The 18,761-nt window shown below is 62.6% G+C and carries 13 protein-coding genes; 5 read left to right on the top strand and 8 right to left on the bottom strand.

The genetic code is table 11. The features are described 5' to 3' along the window. The first annotated feature begins 177 nt into the window (after positions 1-177). The gene (locus AC3B5Q_RS06805; protein WP_274118612.1) at positions 178-1,422 is read left to right on the top strand and encodes a putative porin; all 1,245 of its coding nucleotides are present in this window, start codon (positions 178-180) and stop codon (positions 1,420-1,422) included. Between the two features lie 200 nt (positions 1,423-1,622). Here AC3B5Q_RS06805 and AC3B5Q_RS06800 read toward each other — a convergent pair whose 3' ends face one another. Both AC3B5Q_RS06800 and hrpA read right to left on the bottom strand, forming a co-directional pair. Beyond that, the gene (locus AC3B5Q_RS06800) at positions 1,623-2,744 is read right to left on the bottom strand and encodes a beta-ketoacyl-ACP synthase III (protein WP_021783409.1); all 1,122 of its coding nucleotides are present in this window, start codon (positions 2,742-2,744) and stop codon (positions 1,623-1,625) included. 174 nt (positions 2,745-2,918) lie between these two features. After that, positions 2,919-6,824, bottom strand: a complete 3,906-nt coding sequence (hrpA, locus tag AC3B5Q_RS06795; RefSeq protein ID WP_021783408.1) for an ATP-dependent RNA helicase HrpA — start codon at positions 6,822-6,824, stop codon at positions 2,919-2,921. A 437-nt stretch (positions 6,825-7,261) separates the two neighbouring features. Between hrpA and AC3B5Q_RS06790 the strand changes: the two genes are divergently transcribed. After that, on the top strand, positions 7,262-8,626 hold the full coding sequence (locus AC3B5Q_RS06790) for a glutamine synthetase family protein (RefSeq protein ID WP_028697748.1): 1,365 nt from the start codon (positions 7,262-7,264) through the stop codon (positions 8,624-8,626). A gap of 24 nt (positions 8,627-8,650) precedes the next feature. Beyond that, on the top strand, positions 8,651-9,958 hold the full coding sequence (locus AC3B5Q_RS06785; protein WP_488392948.1) for an NAD(P)/FAD-dependent oxidoreductase: 1,308 nt from the start codon (positions 8,651-8,653) through the stop codon (positions 9,956-9,958). Between the two features lie 286 nt (positions 9,959-10,244). On the opposite strand, the gene fadD1 is transcribed toward AC3B5Q_RS06785, so the two are convergent. Together fadD1 and fadD2 are read right to left on the bottom strand one after the other, a co-directional pair. Continuing rightward, a complete protein-coding gene (gene fadD1 / locus AC3B5Q_RS06780) occupies positions 10,245-11,942 on the bottom strand; it encodes a long-chain-fatty-acid--CoA ligase FadD1 (protein ID WP_021783405.1) in 1,698 nt (565 codons plus the stop codon). 332 nt (positions 11,943-12,274) lie between these two features. After that, positions 12,275-13,963 carry a long-chain-fatty-acid--CoA ligase FadD2 gene (gene fadD2, locus AC3B5Q_RS06775; RefSeq protein WP_021783404.1) on the bottom strand — a complete coding sequence of 563 codons (1,689 nt, stop codon included), beginning with the start codon at positions 13,961-13,963 and terminating at the stop codon, positions 12,275-12,277. Positions 13,964-14,181: 218 nt separating this feature from the next. On the opposite strand from fadD2, the gene AC3B5Q_RS06770 reads away from it, so the two are divergent. Next, complete coding sequence (locus AC3B5Q_RS06770; RefSeq protein WP_021783403.1) at positions 14,182-15,126, top strand: alpha/beta hydrolase; 945 nt, start codon at positions 14,182-14,184, stop codon at positions 15,124-15,126. Between the two features lie 34 nt (positions 15,127-15,160). After that, positions 15,161-15,631: a MaoC family dehydratase gene (locus tag AC3B5Q_RS06765; protein ID WP_003254624.1), complete on the top strand. Its 471-nt coding sequence runs from the start codon at positions 15,161-15,163 to the stop codon at positions 15,629-15,631. Between the two features lie 119 nt (positions 15,632-15,750). On the opposite strand, the gene AC3B5Q_RS06760 is transcribed toward AC3B5Q_RS06765, so the two are convergent. The 4 genes from AC3B5Q_RS06760 to AC3B5Q_RS06745 are packed head-to-tail and all read right to left on the bottom strand — an operon-like array spanning position 15,751 to position 18,311. After that, on the bottom strand, positions 15,751-16,989 hold the full coding sequence (locus AC3B5Q_RS06760) for an RNA polymerase sigma factor (protein WP_338444645.1): 1,239 nt from the start codon (positions 16,987-16,989) through the stop codon (positions 15,751-15,753). After that, positions 16,989-17,474: an SRPBCC family protein gene (locus tag AC3B5Q_RS06755; RefSeq protein WP_021783401.1), complete on the bottom strand. Its 486-nt coding sequence runs from the start codon at positions 17,472-17,474 to the stop codon at positions 16,989-16,991. The genes AC3B5Q_RS06760 and AC3B5Q_RS06755 overlap by 1 nt, the downstream gene beginning before the upstream one ends. Before the next feature lie 21 nt (positions 17,475-17,495). Continuing rightward, entirely contained in the window at positions 17,496-17,840 is a 345-nt protein-coding gene (locus AC3B5Q_RS06750; RefSeq protein ID WP_021783400.1) for a YciI family protein, read from the bottom strand. A 45-nt stretch (positions 17,841-17,885) separates the two neighbouring features. Then, on the bottom strand, positions 17,886-18,311 hold the full coding sequence (locus tag AC3B5Q_RS06745; protein WP_021783399.1) for a YybH family protein: 426 nt from the start codon (positions 18,309-18,311) through the stop codon (positions 17,886-17,888). Positions 18,312-18,761 lie beyond the last annotated feature (450 nt).

Below are 18,761 nucleotides of genomic sequence, written 5' to 3'. Positions count from 1 at the left end.
TCTCAATTACTTAACAACAGTGCCACTAATCAGACATTAATCTGTCATTGACCCCCGCAATACTTGCGCCTGTTTTCCGGATCCACAGAACCTGTCTACTCAGGCCCTTTCCGAAGACATGCCAACGCAGGGGCAGGCGCTTGAGCCTCCCCCATTTTTTTCAGTAGGGAGAACCTTATGCGTCTTGTTTCCACACTTACCGGAGTAAGCCTCACCGGCATGATGCTGGCCCTGAGTGCCCCGGCCAGTGCTGCTGTCGACGCCAAGCTGCTCGAAATGCTCCGCGCCAATGGCTCGATCAACCAGGCGCAGTACAACGAACTGCAGGGCGACCTGGCAAAAGAAACCAAGGAAAAGGCCGACCAGAAAGCTCAGTCCGAACGTATGAGCTCCTTCGAACAAAAAGTGGCATGGGCCGCCAAGACCCAGATCAAGGGTGACGTGCGTCTGCGTTACGAAGACGTCAACGTCGACGACCCGAACAGCAGCAGCGGCAACCAGGACCGCCAGCGCGTGCGTGCCCGTGTCGGCTTCTACAGCGAGATCAACCCGCAGGTCGACGCCGGGGTTCGTATCGCCACTGGCAGCAGCGCTGACCGACGTTCGACCAACCAGAGCTTCGACAACTACTTCGACAAGAAGTCGCTGTGGGTCGACCTGGCCTACCTTGACTGGCACCCGACTGCAGTCCCTAACCTGCACCTGATTGGCGGCAAGATGCAACAGCCTTGGGTGAGCATGGGCGACATCATCTGGGATGGCGACATCAACCCGGAAGGTGTGGCTGCGACTTACAAGGCTGACCTGGGCGGGGCCGAGGTCTTTGCCAGCGCCGGTCAGTACACCCTGAAGGACAACGTCGATGGTGACGGCGTCCAGTACAAGCACGATGCGCAGGTTTACCACGGCCAGTTGGGCGCCAAGTTTGCGCCGGCCGACGTGCTCAAGCTCACCGTGGGTGCCAGCATCTATGGTTACGACAACGACAAGGAAGCAACCATCCTGCAGTCGTTCGGCAACACCACCAACGAGTTCAATCTGGTGGAAGGCTTTGGCCAGATCGATTTCACCGGCTTGGCCATTCCGTTGTCGGCCTACGGCCAGTACGTGAAGAACACCGACAGCACCGACGGCGAAGATCAGGCCTGGCTGGCTGGCCTGAAAACCAAAATGGGTGCCTGGAGCCTGGACTACAACTACCGCGATGTGCAGCGTAACGCGGTGGTCAGCCTGTTCACCGATTCGGACTTCGGCAACGGCTACACCGGTTCGCGCGGTCATAAGTTCAAGGTCGGTTACGAAATCGACAAGAACTTCTCCCTGGGTGCTGCCTACCTGATGGCCAAGACCGACCTGTCGCAGCTGCCGAACAGCAATGCTGACGTAGACACCCTGCAGGTTGATCTGGAAGCCAAGTTCTAAACAACACCCTGCTCTGCTTCACCTGAAGCGGGAAATGCCGACCCCATCCGGCGTTTCCCGCTTCTTTTTGCCTGTGTGAAATGCGCCGGCACCTTCGCGGGCTTCCCCGCTCCCACAGGATCACAACAAACCTTGAGCACTGTGCCGTACCTGTGGGAGCGGGCGAGCCCGCGAAGAGGCCGTAACAAGCGCCTGATGAATCAGCGCTTGCGCAGAATCACGCTACCAATCGAATACCCCGCACCAAACGAGCTCAACACGCCCAACGAGCCCTTGGCCAGGTCATCCTGGTACAGGTGGAAGGCAATCACCGACCCCGCCGAGCTGGTATTGGCGTAACGGTCCAGAATCACCGGTGCATCTTCCTCGGCCACTTCACGCCCCAACAGCTTCTTGACGATCAGGTGGTTCATGCTGAGGTTGGCCTGGTGCAACCAGAATCGCTTCACGTCGCTCGGCTGCAGCCCGTTCTCCTCCAGGTGCTCACCGATCAGCTCGGCCACCTTCGGGCATACCTCGCGGAACACCTTGCGGCCTTCCTGGATGAACAGCTTGTCCGCAGCGCCTTCGCCCTCTTCCGCTGCACGGTTAAGGAAGCCGAAGTTGTTGCGGATGTTGTTGGAGAACTCAGTCCAAAGCTTGCTGCTGACGACATCGAACTGGTGCGCCGAAGTGGCCTGGTCGGCACGCTCCAGCAACACGGCGGTGGCAGCATCGCCAAATATGAAATGGCTGTCACGGTCACGGAAGTTGAGGTGACCGGTGCACACTTCGGGGTTGACCATCAGCACTGCCCGCGCCTGGCCCAGCGCTACGCTGTTGGCGGCGGTCTGGATGCCGAAGGTGGCCGACGAGCAGGCCACGTTCATGTCGAAGGCAAAGCCCTGGACACCCAGTGCCTGTTGCACTTCGATGGCGATGGCCGGGTACGGGCGCTGCAAGTTGGAGCAGGCGACGATCACCCCGTCGACATCGGCCGCCGTTCGGCCTGCGCGCTCCAGGGCCTGGCGGGCAGCGGCCACGGCCATTTCACACAGCACCGACGGTTCATCGTTGCTGCGCTCAGGCAAGCGCGGCTTCATGCGCTGCGGGTCGAGGATACCGGCCTTGTCCATGACAAAGCGGCTTTTGATGCCCGAGGCCTTTTCGATAAACGCCGCGTCGGAGAGCGGCGCCGCCTCGACTTCACCGCGCTCGATGGCGGCAGCGTTGTCCTGGTTGAACTGCTGCGACCAGGCGTTGAAGGAAGCCACCAGCTCTTCGTTGGAAATGCTCTGGGCCGGGGTGTACAGGCCGGTGCCGCTGATCACGACGTTATGCACGGTCGTTCCTCTGGTCAAAGGCCATCGCCACAAGGCGCTGGCTGGGAATATGACAGGTTAATGGCACTTTAGTGCCAATTCAGGGGCGTACATTTACCCCTGCGGGGCGGGCTTACCCGCCAAGGGCCGCAAAGCGGCCCCAAACGCCCCAAAGTTTGCCACAAATAATGAAGGTTAGCCTTCCACCTGACTCCATTGTTTGCTCAATCGCTTGTCAGAAATCGGTACCTTGGTCCCCAACTGCTGGGCGAACAGCGACACGCGATATTCTTCCAGCCACCAGCGGTACAGCGCCAGTTGCTCATCGCGCTTGCCTTCCTGGGCATGCTTGTCGGCACGGGCCTTGTACTGCGCCCACAAATTGGCCAACTCGCCGCTCCACACCCGGTCCTTCTGTACTTGCGAGCCGAGTTTTTCGAGACGCAATTCAACCGCCTTGAGGTAACGCGGCAACTCCTTGAACCACACCCCAGGCGTTTCGCGGACGAAGCCCGGGTACACCAGGTTGCCTAGCTGCTGCTTGATGTCGTTCAGTGCCACCGCTTGGCTCAGGTCGATCTTGCCCTTGAAGCGTTTTTGCAGACCATGCCACAGCTTCAGCACTTCCAGGGTCTGCCTTGCCAGGCGCTCGGCATGCTCGGCCCAGCTGCCGCGCTTGCGTTCAGCCAGCGCGGCCAAGGCCGCGCCATCACGTGGCAACGGTTGTTCGCCTTCAAGGATGCAACTGTCCAGGCTGGCCAGCAGAATGTCTTCGACCAGCGCCTCGACCCGCCCCATTTCACGGTACAGCAGGCCCAGCTCGGTCAGCCCCGGCAGCTTGCCGCGCAGGAACTTGGCCGGCTCGGCCAACTGCTGCAGCAACAGCCGTTGCAATGCGCGGCGGTGCTGAAACTCGGCTTCGGCCTGGGTCGAGAAGCGCCCTTCACGCACGGTGCCGTTGTCTTCCACCAGCGCCGGGTACACGGTCATCGACAGGCCGGCGATCTTCTGCTGGGCGGTCTGCTTCACTTCGCTGAAGGCCTTGGCTTGCACCGGCTGCTCACCCTTGGCGTCACGCGGCACGGCCAAGGCAGCCTGGCTGGCGGCAGCAAAGCGCGCGGTCAGTTCCGCCAGGTCGCGGCCTTCGCCAAGGAACTTGCCCTGACCATCGACCACTTCGATGTTCATGCGCAGGTGGCCTTCGACCTGGTTGACCGACTCGTCCCAGGCCTCGTCCGACACACGTGCCCCGGTCATGCGCAACAGCTCCTGGCCCAGGGCCTGCGGCAGCGCCCCTTGGCCGAAGGTCATGCGCGCCAGCGAAGCCTTGACGAAGTCTGGCACCGGGACGAAGTTCTTGCGCAGGGCCTTGGGCAGGTTGCGCACCAGCGCCACGCACTTGGCCTCCAGCAGACCAGGCACCAGCCACTCCAGGCGCTCGCCCGGCAGGCTCGGCAGCAGCGGCGCCGGCACCCGCACCGTCACACCATCACGGGGGTGGCCGGGCTCGAAGTGGTAGCTCAGCGGCAGACGCAAATCGCCCACCTGCATACTGTCGGGGTACTGTGCGGCGGTCACTTCGCTGGCCTCGCGGGCCAGCACGTCCTCCTCGCGCATGATCAGCAGGTTGGCGTCCTTCTGGCTGCCCATGCGGTACCAACTGTCGAAGGTCGCCGTCTGGTGGATTTCTGCCGGCAGGCGCGCTTCGTAGAAAGCGTACAGCGTTTCTTCGTCAGCCAGGATGTCACGCCGGCGAGCCTTGGCTTCCAGCTCGTCCAGCTCTTCAAGCAGGCGCTTGTTGGCCGCCAGGCACTTGGCCCGCGACTGGATTTCGCCCCCCACCAGGCCTTCGCGGATAAACAGCTCGCGCGAGGTCGCCGGGTCGATCGGGCCGTAGTGCACTGGCCGGCGGCCGACCAGGATCAGGCCGTAGAGGGTGATCTGCTCGTAGGCCACCACCTGCCCGCGCTTCTTCTCCCAGTGCGGCTCAAAATGGTTTTTCTTGATCAGGTGGCCAGCCAGCGGCTCGATCCAGTCCGGCTCGATCTTGGCCACCATGCGCGCATACAGCTTGGTGGTTTCGACCAGCTCGGCAGCCATGACCCACTGCGGGCGCTTGCGCCCCAGGCCCGACGACGGATGCACCCAGAAGCGCCGCTGGCGGGCGCCCTGGTAGTCGCCCTCTTCGGTCTTCTGGCCGATCTGGCTGAGCAGCCCGCTGAGGATCGCCTTGTGCAGCTTCTGGTAATCAGTCGGTTCCTTGTTCACCGTCAGTTGCAGGTCGCGGCAAATCAGCGCCAACTGACGATGAGCATCGCGCCACTCGCGCAGCCGCAAGTAGTTCAGGAACTGCTTGCGGCACCAGTTGCGCAGCGGGTTGGCGGTCAGCGCCTGGCGTTGTTCCTCGAAACCACGCCACAGGTTGACCAGCGCAGCGAAGTCCGAGTCCACGTCCTTCCACTGTGCGTGCGCCTGATCGGCGGCCTGCTGGCGTTCTGGAGGGCGTTCACGCGGGTCCTGCACCGACAGCGCGCTGGTGACGATCAGTACTTCCTGCAGGCTGCCCAGGCGCGCGCCTTCAAGCAGCATGCGGCCCAGCCGCGGGTCGATCGGCAAGCGCGCCAGCTGGCGGCCAATTGGCGTCAGCTGGTTCTCGCGGTTGACCGCCGAAAGCTCCTGCAACAGGTTGAAGCCGTCGCTGATGGCTTTGCCATCTGGCGGCTCGATGAACGGGAAGGCATCGATTGCGCCCAGGCGCAGGTGCAACATCTGCAGGATCACCGCCGCCAGGTTGGTGCGCAGAATCTCCGGGTCGGTAAACGCTGGCCGGCTGTTGAAGTCCTCTTCGCTGTAGAGGCGCACGCAAATGCCCGGCTCGACCCGGCCGCAACGGCCTTTTCGCTGGTTGGCACTGGCCTGTGACACCGCCTCGATCGGCAGGCGCTGGACCTTGGCGCGGTAGCTGTAGCGGCTGATGCGCGCAGTACCGGTGTCGATCACATAGCGGATGCCCGGCACGGTCAGCGAGGTTTCGGCGACGTTGGTGGCCAGCACCACGCGGCGCCCGGTGTGCGGTTGGAAGATACGCTGCTGCTCGGCCGGCGACAGGCGCGCGTACAGCGGCAAAATCTCGGTATGGCGCAGTTGCGCCTTGCGCAGGATCTCGGCGGCATCACGGATTTCCCGCTCGCCCGGCAGAAAGATCAGCACATCGCCCGGGCCCTTGCCTTCGCTGCGTTCGTGCTGCGCCAGCTCGTCGAGGGTGGCAAGGATGGCCTGGTCGACCGTGAGGTCGTCCTCGATCTGGTTGCCCTCTTCGTCCTGTTCGCTGGTCAGCGGGCGGTACCAGGTGTCCACCGGGAAGGTGCGCCCGGACACCTCGATGATCGGCGCACCGTCGAAGTGCCTGGAAAAGCGCTCCAGGTCGATGGTGGCCGAGGTAATGATCAGTTTCAGGTCCGGTCGGCGATGCAGCAACGTTTTCAGGTAGCCGAGCAGGAAGTCGATGTTCAGGCTGCGCTCGTGCGCTTCGTCGACGATGATCGTGTCGTAGCGCTCAAGGAAGCGGTCGTGCTGGGTTTCGGCCAGGAGGATGCCGTCGGTCATCAGCTTGACCAAGGTGTTGGAATCGCTCTGGTCTTCGAAACGCACCTGGTAGCCGACCAGCGCGCCCAAGGGCGTGCCCAGCTCTTCGGCGACCCGCGCTGCCACGCTACGCGCTGCGATCCTGCGTGGCTGGGTATGGGCGATCAACCCATGGCTGCCACGGCCAAGCTCAAGGCAGATCTTCGGCAACTGGGTCGTCTTGCCAGAGCCGGTTTCGCCGGCGATCACCAACACCTGGTTTTCGGCCAAGGCCTTCTTGATTTCGTCACGCTTGGCGGCGATGGGCAGGTTGTCGTCGTAGCGTACGGTGGGCACGCTCTGCTGACGCGCGGTGACCTGAGCGCAGGAGGCCTGGACCTTCTCCACCCACTGCGCCAGCTTCGCCTCGTCGGGGCGCTTGCGCAGTTCGTGCAGTTGCCGGCGCAGGCGATGGCGGTCGGCAATCATGGCGTGGTCGAGGTTTTGCAGCAGTTTGTCGATGGCGTGGTCAGTCATGGGGCTTTTTAGTGATGCAGGTGAGCCTGCTTTTTCATGATCGGCATTCGGAAAGCCGGGCGATTGTCGCAGATTTGCAGATTCTCTGCTGCTTGCACGCTCCCGGGCGAATGTTTAGCCAAGTGCGATGTAAAGGTTGCCATTCACTGCTTTAATCAACCTTACGCCGCATGTGAGTATCAAAGGCATGACTCCCGCCCAGCCCATCGCCCCACCGTCGTCCCGCCCTTCGCTGCCGAAGGCCCGGAGGCGTGCCGGGGAAAATCCGCTGGTCCACATCATCCTCGCCTTCTGGGCCTTGTGGCACTGCCGTCACGCGCGCCCACCGGACACCTCGCTCACGCCATTGTGACCAAACCCGGCCACCTTCTGGCCGTTTGACTCATCCGGGCCGCCTGCTTGCGCGGTGGCCCTGCGCGCCCATGAGCGAATTGATCATGCACTTTGCCCCTGTAGAGCAGGCTACCCGTTTTCTGGCCGACAACCCCGATATCGAGCTGTTTGAACTGTTCATCCTCGACGCCAACGGCGTGCCACGCGGCAAACTGTTGCACCGCGAGGAACTGCTGGCCGTGTACCAGACCGGCCGGCCACTGCCCAGCACCATCCTTGGCCTGACCCTCAATGGCGACGACGTGGAAAACTCCGGCCTGGTGTGGGACGTCGGCGATATCGACTGCCGTGCCTACCCGCTTGACGGCAGCCTGGTGCGCCTGCCCTGGCGCCGGGTGCCCACCGCCGCAGTGCAGGTGAGCATGCACCCCAAGGAGGGCCTGCCCGCCAGCATCGCTGACCCACGCCATGTGCTGCTGCGCACCATCGAAGCGCTGAAGGCTGACGGTTATCACCCGGTGATGGCCTGCGAGCTGGAGTTCTACCTGCTTGACCAGCAGCGTGATGCCCAAGGCCGCCCACAACCGGCGCTGGACAACGACGGCGGCCGCCCCCGCAGCACCCAGGTCTATGGCCTGCGCGAACTGGAGCAGATCGAACCGTTCCTCGCCGACCTGTACGCTGCCTGCAAGGCCCAAGGCATCCCGGCGCGCACGGCCATTTCGGAGTACGCCCCCGGCCAGGTGGAAATCACCCTGGAGCATGGCGATGCGCTGCAGGCGATGGACCAGGCGGTGCGCTACAAACGCCTCGTAAAAGGTGTGGCCCATGCCCACGGCATGCAGGCCTGCTTCATGGCCAAGCCATTCGCCCAGCTGGCCGGCACCGGCATGCACATGCACCTGAGCCTGGCCGACAGCGACGGCAACAACCTGTTTGCCAGCGAAGACAAGGCCGGCACCCCGCTGCTGCGCCAGGCCGTGGCCGGCATGCTGCGCCACCTGCGCGACTCGCTGTTGCTGTTCTGCCCCAACGCCAACTCGTACCGCCGTTTCCAGGCCAACAGCTATGCGCCACTGGCGCCAACCTGGGGCGTGGACAACCGCACCGTGAGCCTGCGCGTGCCGGGTGGCCCGGCCAACAGCCGGCATGTGGAGCACCGCATCTGTGGCGCTGATGCCAACCCTTACCTGGCTGCAGCGGCGATCCTTGCTGCCAGCCACCGGGGCATCCGCGAACAGCTTGACCCAGGCGCCCCCGTTGAAGGCAACGGCTATGCCCAGGCCACCGAACACCTGCCCACCGACTGGCTGACCGCCCTCGACGCCCTGCAACATTCCGATTGGGCCCGCGAAGCATTGGGCGAAGACTTCCTTGGCGTGTACCTGAAGGTCAAGCGCGCCGAGTACCGCCAGTTCATGGCCGAAGTCAGCGAACAGGACTGGCGCTGGTACCTGCACCAGGCCTGAGCCCCCACATAACAAGGAACACCCATGAACGCAGCATTGAACAACGGCCCGGCGCAGCGCGCGCCGTCCTATTACAGCGCCACCCTCAACGACCACAGCGAGTACCCGCAACTCAAGGGCACAGTACAGGTGGATGTGGCGATCATCGGCGGTGGCTTTACGGGCGTGGCCACGGCAGTGGAACTGGCCGAGCGCGGCCTGAAGGTCGCCATCGTCGAAACCAACCGCATCGGCTGGGGCGCCAGCGGGCGCAACGGTGGCCAGGTCACCGGCAGCCTGTCGGGCGACGAAGCCATGCGCGCACAGATGCGCAACCACCTGGGCGCCGAAGTGGACGATTTCATCTGGCACTTGCGCTGGCGCGGGCACCAGGTGATCGAGCAGCGCGTGGCGCGCTATGGCATCGATTGCGACCTCAAGCGTGGCCACCTGCATGCAGCCATGAAGCCTTCGCACATGAACGAACTGCGTGCGTTCGAGGCCGAAGCACAGCGCCGCGGCATGGGCGAGCAGGTGCAACTGCTCGATCGCGCTGCAGTGGCGGAGCATCTGCAAAGCCCACTTTATCTGGGTGCGTTGAAGAACCTGCGCAACCTGCACCTGCACCCACTCAACCTGTGCCTGGGCGAAGCCCGTGCCGCGCATGGCCTGGGTGCACTGATATTCGAAAATTCCGAAGTACTGGACATCGTCCATGGCCCGCGCCCGGCGGTGGTTACCGCCCACGGCCGGGTGGAGGCACGCCAGGTGATGTTGGCCGGTGATGTGTATCACAAGCTGGAAAAGCACCAGCTCAAGGGCAAGATCTTCCCAGCCATGGGCGGTATCGTCACCACCGCGCCGCTGGGTGAACTGGCCGAGCAGATCAACCCCCAGGACCTGGCGGTGTACGACTGCCGCTTCGTCCTCGACTACTACCGCCTGACGGCCGACAAGCGCCTGCTGTTCGGCGGCGGCGCCAACTACTCGGGCAAGGACTCACGCGACATCGAAGGCGAATTGCGCCCCTGCATCGAACGCACCTTCCCGGCATTGAAGGGGGTGCCGATCGAGTTCCAGTGGAGCTGCGCCATGGGCATCGTGGTCAACCGCATCCCGCAGTTGGGCAAGCTGTCGGACAACGTGTGGTACTGCCAGGGTTACTCGGGGCATGGCATTGCCACCAGCCACATCATGGGTGAAATCATGGCCGAGGCGTTGACCGGGACGCTGGAGAAGTTCGACACCTTCGCCCAGTGCAAGCATGTGCGGGTGCCGATGGGGGACTTGCTGGGGAATCCGCTGCTGGCGGCGGGGATGTGGTATTACCAGATGCTCGAGAAGCTGCGCTGAGTTGCGCGGATGTAGGAGCGGGTTTACCCGCGAAAGGGCCGGCCCTGCTGACCGATATCCACCCGCCGTTCACCGTTGTCGCCACTACCGTATTCGCGGGTAAACCCGCTCCTACAGGGGCTCACAATGTCTGAAGACGGCGCCGCATCTTATTGTGGGGCCTTGTTTCGCGAAAGGGGCGCATAGCGCCCCCAACCATTGTCGCATCGCCGCCAAAATCCCAGGGCCGCGTCGCGGCCCTTTCGCGACACGAGGCCGCTGCCACACTGAGCGTGCAGGTTTATGGTCAGGCGATCTTCTTCAAGCCTTGCTTCTTGAGCTCTTCGTCACGCAGTTCGCGGCGCAGGATCTTGCCCACGTTGGTGGTTGGCAGCGAATCGCGGAACTCTATGTAGCGCGGTACCTTGTAACCGGTAACGTTGGCACGCATGTGCTCCATTACCTGTTCCTTGGTCACGGTCATGCCCGGCTTGACCACGATGAACACCTTGATCACTTCACCCGACTTCTCGTCCGGTACACCAATGGCCGCGCACTGCAGCACGCCCGGCAGGGCCGCCAACACGTCCTCCAGCTCGTTGGGGTACACGTTGAAGCCCGAGACCAGAATCATGTCTTTCTTGCGGTCGACGATACGCATGTAGCCATCCGCCTGTATCAGGGCGATGTCACCGGTCTTCAGCCAGCCTTCGCTGTCGAGAATCTCGGCCGTGGCGTCTTCCCGCTGCCAGTAGCCCTTCATCACCTGCGGGCCCTTGACGCACAGCTCGCCCACTTCGCCAAGCGGCAGCTCATTGCCGGCGTCGTCGATGACCTTGCACAGGGTCGACGGCACCGGAATGCCGATAGTACCCACCTGGTTCGCTTCCGACGGGTTCACCGCCGCCACCGGGCTGGTTTCGGTCATACCGTAGCCTTCGCAGATGGCGCAACCGGTAACGGCCTTCCAGCGCTCGGCCACGCTTAGCTGCAAGGCCATGCCGCCCGACAGGGTGATTTTCAGCGCCGAGAAATCCAGGGCTCGGAACGCCTCGTTGTTGCACAGGGCAACGAACAGGGTGTTGAGACCGACAAAGCCGCTGAACTTCCACTTGCCCAGTTCCTTGACCATCGCCGGCAGGTCTCGCGGGTTGCTGATCAGCACGTTGTGGTTGCCGATCAGCATCATCGCCATGCAATGGAAGGTAAACGCATAAATGTGGTACAGCGGCAGCGGGGTGATGAGGATTTCGCAGCCTTCGTGCAGGTTGGCGCCCATCAGTGCCCGGCACTGCAGCATGTTGGCCACCAGGTTGCGGTGCGTCAGCATGGCGCCCTTGGCCACGCCGGTGGTACCGCCGGTGTATTGCAGCACCGCCACGTCGTTGGCCTGCGGGTTGGCCTCGGTCACTGGCTGGCCCTTGCCCAGCGCCAGGGCGTCATTGAAACGCACGGCCTGCGGCAGGTTGTAGGCCGGCACCATCTTCTTCACGTACTTGATCACGCTGTTGATCAGCAGGCGCTTGAGTGGCGGCAGCAGGTCGGCCACTTCGGTGACGATAACGTGCCTGACCTGGGTTTTGGGCACCACTTTTTCGGCCAGGTGGGCCATGTTGGCCAGGCACACCAGGGCCTTGGCACCCGAGTCGTTGAATTGGTGTTCCATCTCCCGCGCGGTGTACAGCGGGTTGGTGTTGACCACGATCAGCCCGGCACGCATGGCACCGAAGACCGCGACCGGGTATTGCAGGACATTGGGCAATTGCACGGCAATACGGTCACCCGGCTTGAGGTCGGTATGCTGCTGCAGCCAGGCGGCAAACGCCCCCGACAACGCATACAACTCGCCATAAGTGATAGTCTTGCCCAGGTTGCTAAAGGCCGGTTTGTCGGCAAAGCGTTGGCAGGATTGCTTGAGTACCGCCTGGATATTGGGGAATTCGTCAGGATTGATTTCCGCCGTAATCCCGGCTGGGTACTTATCCTTCCAAAAATTTTCGATCATGGAAGCCCACTCCTTCAGCAACAGCGAAGTTCGATTCACGCGTCGATGCGCTTATTATTGATATGAGATGACGGTTCGTTGCAAACCGGATCATCTGGAAGCGGGCCGAGAGTAACAGCTTTGCCTGGGGTCGCCTAGAGGCCAAAATAGGCCTTACGGTCACAAAAATGACTCAATGAACAATACAAGTCATTTTTAGAGTAATTATCCAAAATGTCGCAGATAAGGCTGTATACAGCCTTTTAGAGCAGTTTAGAGGCATTCGCGGGTAAACCCGCTCCTACATCGGGCGGTGTAAGAGCGGATTTACCCGCGAAGAAGCCATCCTGGTATCACGCTATGTCGCGCAACTCACGCCGCAAAATCTTGCCCACCGGCGTCATCGGCAATGACTCGCGCAGCACAATGTGCTTGGGGACCTTGTAGCCGGTGAGGTTGGCCTTGCAGTAGGCCTTCAGCTCATCAACGCTCACCCCGCCCTCGCGCGGTACCACGAACAGCTTGACCGCCTCGCCTGAACGCTCGTCCGGCACGCCGATTGCCGCACAGTTGGCGACCTTGGGATGCCCCATCACCACATCCTCGATTTCGTTGGGGTACACGTTGAAGCCCGAGACGATGATCATGTCCTTCTTGCGGTCGACGATGCGGGTGAAGCCGTCCGGGTCGATCACCGCGATATCACCGGTCTTGAACCAGCCTTCTGCATCCAGTGCCTGGGCCGTTGCCTCGGGCTGATGCCAGTAACCCTTCATGACCTGCGGGCCTTTGATGCAAAGCTCGCCCCGCTCGCCCAGCGGCAGTTCGTTACCGTCATCATCGATGACCTTGAACGCAGTACCCGCCACGGGGATACCCACCGTCCCCAGACGCGCCAGCTGGCCGTAAGGGTTGGTGCTGGCTACCGGCGAGGTTTCTGTCAGGCCGTAGCCTTCAACGATGCGGCACCCGGTAAGGTCTTCCCAGCGCTCGGCAGTCGCCTTGACCAGCGCTGTGCCACCAGAGTTGGTGACCTTCAGTGCCGAGAAGTCCAGCTGACGGAAGCCCGGGTGATCCATCAGTGCGACAAACAGGGTATTGAGGCCCAGCAAGGCCGAGAAACGCCATTTGCCCAGCTCCTTGATGAAACCGGGAATATCCCGCGGGTTGGTGATCAGCACGTTATGGTTGCCGGTCACCATCATGCACATGCAATTCGCGGTGAAGGCATAGATGTGATACAGCGGCAGCGGCGCGATCATCACCTCCTGGCCGTCCTTCAGCAGCTTCTGCCCATCGGGGCCGTGCTGCGAGAAGCAGGCCAGCACCTGCAGCATGTTGGCCACCAGGTTGCCATGGGTGAGCATGGCGCCCTTGGCCAGGCCGGTGGTGCCGCCGGTGTACTGCAGCACAGCGATGTCATCGAGGTTCAGCGACACCGGTTTGGGCGACAGCCCGCGGCCCTCGCGCAGCACCTGCTTGAACGGCACCGCCTGGGGCAACTGGTAAGCTGGCACCATCTTCTTCAACTTGTCGACCACGGTGTTGACCAGCCAGCCCTTGGCGGTCGGCAGCAGGTCGCCCATCTTTGCCTCGATCAGGTATTCGATACCGGTATCAGGCAGTACCTCCTGCACGCGCTTGCCGAACATGTTCAGGTACACCAGCGCACGCGCGCCGCTGTCCTTGAACTGGTGGCGCATCTCGCGCTCGGTGTACAGCGGATTGGTGTTGACCACGATCAGCCCGGCGCGCATGGCACCGAATACGGCGATGGGGTACTGCAGCACGTTGGGCATCTGCACGGCGATGCGCTCACCCGGTTTGAGGTCGGTGTGCTGCTGCAACCAGGCAGCGAAGGCAGCCGAATGGCGCTCCAGTTCCGCGTAGCTGAGGGTCACGCCCAGGTTGCTGAACGCCGGGCGGTCGGCAAAGCGTTTGCAGGAGCGTTCGAACACCTCGACGACCGAGGCGTAGGCATTGATGTCGATGGTGGAAGGCACGCCCGCCGGGCGCTTGTCATTCCAGAAGTCGGCTTGCATTTATTATTGTTCCTCTGCCTGGACCTGCACTGCGTCCTTTAGTCCTTTACCTGATCGCCTGCTGGCGAAAAGGCGTTGATCCGACGTTAGCAGGTAAGCCCAAGGTGGCATATACGCCAAGTGCCGCCATTAACATTGTGAATCTTATTTGTGCCCCTCCTGCAATCCGGCCGGTTGTGCATACACTGTTCGGGTAACCGCGCGCACAAGGACCCGCCATGCCCCACGACGCCTTCTGGCTGCCCGCCAGTGAGCACTGCAGCCTGTACGTACACCAATGGCTGCCGGCCACACCGGTGAAGGCCGTGGTGCTGCTGGCCCATGGCATGGCCGAGCATGCCGGGCGCTACCAGCGCCTGGGCCAAGCCCTGAGCGAGGCCGGCTTTGCCCTGTTCGCAGCCGATCAGCGTGGCCACGGGCGCACTGCCGAACTGGGCAGCCTCGGCCTGTTCGCCCGACATCATGGCTGGAATGCCGTAGTCAACGACCTGGGATGTGTGGCCCAGCACATCGGCCAGCAGTACCCGTGCACGCCGCTGTTCCTGTTCGGCCACAGCATGGGCAGCTACATCGCCCAGGCCTACCTGCTGCATCACAGTGGCAGCCTGCACGGGGCCATCCTCAGCGGCTCCAACTACCAACCGGCCGTGCTGTACCGCTTTGCGCGGCTGATTGCCCGGCTGGAGTCCTGGCGCCAGGGGCCACTGGGCAAGAGTGCACTGATCGAATGGTTGTCCTTCGGTTCGTTCAACAACGCCTTCAAGCCCAACCGCACCGCATTCGACTGGCTCAGCCGCGACCCGGACGAGGTCGATCAGTACGTGAACGACCCGTTATGTGGCTTTCGCTGCACCAACCAGTTGTGGCTCGACCTGCTACAAGGCTTGGCGCAGATCAGTCAGCCGGGTAACCTCGCGCAAATCGATCCCAACCTGCCGATGCTGGTGATCGGCGGTGAATGTGATCCGGTCAGTGCCGGCAAGCGTCTCACCCACCTGGCCGACGCCCTGCGCGCGACCGGTAATCGACATGTACAGCTGCGCGTCTATCCGGAGGCGCGGCATGAAGTACTCAACGAAACCAACCGTGGCGAGGTCATCGCCGACATTCTCGGCTGGCTTGAACAGGCGCTGGCCCTTGGCCGCCCTGCACGCAGCGAATGATAGCCGCCCTCGCCCAACGCTTAAGGAAGCATCGATGTCCCAGGTCACCAACACGCCTTACGAAGCCCTCGAAGTCGGCCAGAAGGCCGAGTACAAGAAGTCCGTTGAAGAACGCGACATCCAGCTGTTCGCTGCGATGTCCGGTGACCACAACCCGGTTCACCTGGATGCCGAGTTCGCCGCCAAGAGCATGTTCCGCGAACGTATTGCCCACGGCATGTTCAGCGGCGCGCTGATCAGTGCTGCAGTGGCCTGCACACTGCCTGGCCCTGGCACCATCTACCTGGGCCAGCAGATGAGCTTCCAGAAGCCGGTGAAAATCGGCGACACCCTGACCGTGCGCCTGGAAATCCTCGAGAAGCTGCCCAAGTTCAAGGTGCGCATCGCCACCAACGTGTACAACCAGAACGACGAGCTGGTGGTCGCGGGTGAAGCCGAGATCCTGGCACCGCGCAAACAGCAGACCGTCGAGCTGGTGTCGCCGCCGAACTTTGTGGCTAGCTGAAGTGTGATGCAGCCAGCACCTACTTCAAGGCTGCTCTCCTGGGTAACCCGCTAATTCGTTGATTTAGCGGGCATCCTGTGGGATATGGGCTGGCCCGCAAAGAGCCGGCACACCCCACATCATTCGATAGCCTGCAAGCGCCGCTCGATATGCCGCCGTTCTGGCGCCTGCCGTGTCAAGGCCAGCGCCTGCTGCCAGGCCGCACGCGCCGCGTCCACCTGCCCCAGCTGGCAATGCAACTCGGCGCGCGCCGCATGTGCCAGGTGATAGTCCAGCAACTCCCCCCGCGCCAGGATCCCTTCGACTTCCCGCAAGCCAACCTCCGGCCCATCCCGCTTCGCCAGCGCCACCGCCCGGTTCAGCTCCACCACCGCTGATGGCCAATACCGCTGCAATACGTCATACAGCCCGACGATCTCCCCCCAGTCGGTTTCTTCAGCCGTCGCCGCCTCGGCATGCACAGCAGCAATCGCCGCCTGGACGGTATAGGCCCCGAATGCACGGCTCTGCAGGGCCTGGCGCACCAGTTCCCAGCCTTCGGCAATGAACTGCCGGTCCCACAGGCTACGATCCTGCTGCTCCAGAACCACCAGATTGCCTTGGCCATCGATACGCGCCCGCTGCCGGGACGCCTGCAGCAACATCAACGCCAGCAGGCCGACCGCCTCCGGGTCGGGCAGCAACTGCACCAGCAACCGCGCCAGGCGAATGGCTTCATCACTCAGCGCCTGCTGCAGCAGGGTCTCGCCCGATGACGCCGAATAGCCCTCGTTGAACACCAGGTAGATCACCCGCAACACGCTTTCCAGGCGCTCAGGCAGCTCATTCAGCTCTGGTACCTGGTACGGTATGCCGGCGTCACGGATCTTGGCCTTGGCGCGCACGATGCGCTGGGCGATGGTTGTCGGGCTTTGCAGAAAGGCGCGGGCGATCTGCTCGGTGGTCAGGTCGCAGACTTCGCGAAGGGTCAATGGCACCTGAGCGTCGGGCGACAGGGCCGGATGGCAACAGGTGAAGATCAGCCGCAGGCGGTCATCCGCCAGCAGTTCTTCTTCACTGGGGTCCTGCGCCTGGCCCTCCAGCAGCATGCTCAAGTCAGCCTGGGAGCGGTCGAAGCGGGCGCGCCGGCGCAGCGCATCGATGGCCTTGAAGCGCCCGACAGAGACCAGCCACGCTCGCGGGTTGGCGGGGATGCCGTCGCGTTGCCAGCGTTCGACGGCAACGAAGAAGGCATCATGCATGGCCTCCTCGGCCAGGTCGAAATCACCCAGCAAGCGGATCAGTGTCGCCAGGATGCGCCGCGACTCCTGCCGGTACACGGCCTCGACTTCGGCGCGCACCTGTGCCGGTGCTGTCATCAGTCGGGCATCCGCTGGGTCACCACATCCACAAGACGGTCCAGGCTTTCTCCCCAGCCTTGGTAGAAGCCCATTTCTTCATGAGCCTGGCAGTCAGTGGCATTCCAGTGCCAGGCACGGGCGGTGTAACGGGTTTTGCCCTGTTCCTCGTCAAAGCTGATCACGGCGGTCATGAAGGCCTTGTTCGACGGTACCCAACCAGGGCCGAAGGCATCGGTGAACACCAGCCTGCGTGGCGCGGCAATTTCCAGAAAAACGCCCTGGTTCGGGTACTCGCTGCCATCCGGCGCCCGCATCAGAGTGCGAAACAGGCCACCGGCCCACAACTGCATTTCACATTCCGGGGTGGTCATGCCGTGCGGCCCCCACCACTGCATCAGCCACTGGGGTTCGGTCCAGGCGCGGAATACCTTGGCCGGTGGTGCGTCGATCAGGCGGCTGATGGACAACTCGTGTTGCGCTTGCGCAATGGGTGCAAGGCTCATGCTGATTGTTCTCCTTGGCGGTCAGGGTTGCAGCTCGCGCACTGGTCGCACCTCGACACTGCCGACCCGCGCGGCAGGGATGCCCTTGGCGATACTCAGCGCTTCGTTGAGGTCGCGGGCCTCCACCAGGTAGAAGCCGGCCAGTTGCTCCTTGGTTTCGGCAAACGGGCCATCAGTCAGGCTCATATGCCCGTTGCGCATGCGCACCGTGGTAGCAGTCTGCACCGACTTCAGCGCCTCGGCCGCCAGCATTCGCCCGGAACCGTGAATGGCTTCGGCGTAGGCCATGCATTCGGCGTCTTCCGGGCTGTCGGGCAGGCTGTGCAACAGCCCCTCGTCACAATAGACCAGGCACAGGTATTTCATGGTCGCCTCCAGGGCATTTGGCTAAGTGCGTTTGGCGATAACGGCTCAGGGCTTGAGATCGAACAGGGCTTTTTGCGTTTCCATGTCGAAAGGCGCCGACCAGTGTTCGTGGATTACCTGCCACTGGCCGCCTTGACGACGATAGCCCACCGTGGCGCGCATGAAGCCGCACTGGCTTTCGTCATCGCCCGGGCCGCAGCGGTTCAGCCAATGGGCCAGGGCCAGATCGCCAGCGGCGTGCACGGTAAGTTGGGCAAGTTCGAAGACCATGGGGCCGGTGCACATGCCCATGCACATTTCCCAGTGCGCCGTGTAGGCGGACTTGCCTTTGAATTGCAGGGCCTGGATGGCATCGAAGGCGACAATATCGTCGGCGTAGGGGGCGATGATGCCCGGGATGTCGCGATCGCGCACGGCTTGCATCCAGCGCTCGATCAATTGGCGGATTTCGGTTTCGGCTGCGGTGCTCATCGGGGGTCCTCCGACAGGACAGGGTGTTTTGGCACACTGCGTGCGTGCCTTCACTTATGGTCGAACTGAGGGAGGGGAAATCGACAGTGGAGGAGAATATTTTGACGGGGGGCAGCTGAGAGCGTGCATCAGGGACTGCCTGGGGAATGTTCTCGGTGAATGTTCTCGGTGATTGGGCGCCTGGGAGATCGAGCGCCGCCCGCGCGGCGCATCGCGAGCAAGCTCGCTCCTACATTTGTTTCGGGCCAGTATTGCCTGTGCCTACGCGCGCGACCGCCTTGTTTGCGCCACCCGATATCGAGGAGGACGCCAAAGGGCCGCGCGCTTCTGCCTCAGGAATAACTGGCCCGAAACAAATGTAGGAGCGAGCTTGCTCGCGATGCGCCGCGCGGGCGGCGCTCGATCCCACGGGCGGTGAAAATGCCGCGGCGATCACATGGAAGCCAGCAG

The sequence above is a fragment of the Pseudomonas sp. D5(2026) genome, from assembly GCF_057766845.1.
Note: the sequence above shows the minus strand (reverse complement) of the source record. Positions and strands in the feature narration are given on the sequence as shown.